The 532-nt window shown below is 41.4% G+C and carries 1 protein-coding gene; it reads left to right on the forward strand.

The window, feature by feature from the left end; all coding sequences use genetic code 11:
• The coding region (locus tag Q0779_RS23740) for an IS630 family transposase (RefSeq protein ID WP_298776736.1) at positions 1 to 519 on the forward strand (519 nt) is incomplete at its 5' end.
• Positions 520 to 532 lie beyond the last annotated feature (13 nt).

Raw genomic sequence — 532 nt, forward strand, 5'->3', positions numbered from 1 at the left:
GATATTTGGTTTCAGGATGAAGCCCGCTTTGGTCAACAAAATACAACAACAAGGCTCTGGGCAGCAACAGGTACAAGACCTCGCAGCGTTCAACAACAGCAATTTGAGTACGCTTATCTTTTTGGTGCTGTGTGTCCAGCGACTGGAAAAACCGAAGCACTCGTCGCGCCATTTGTGAATAGAGACGTCATGACACAGCACTTAAGACAAATTTCAGAGGCGACAGAATCTGACAGATATGCACTTGTTATTACAGATGGCGCACCTTGGCATACAAATGAAACGACAGAAACATTCGATAACTTATCAATATTGAAACTCCCACCTTATTCTCCAGAATTAAATCCTATTGAACAAGTATGGCAATGGCTAAGACAACACTGTTTAGCTAACCGATGCTTCAAAGATTATGACGATATTGTTGAACAATGCTGTCGTGCATGGAACACATTTATTAAGTCTACTAGCAGGATTAAGAGCATGTGTTCAAGAAGCTGGGCAAAAGTGACCAATTTCTAATGCAGATTGGTAT

Origin of the sequence: uncultured Shewanella sp. (assembly GCF_947491715.1) — a bacterium.
GTDB lineage: Bacteria > Pseudomonadota > Gammaproteobacteria > Enterobacterales > Shewanellaceae > Shewanella.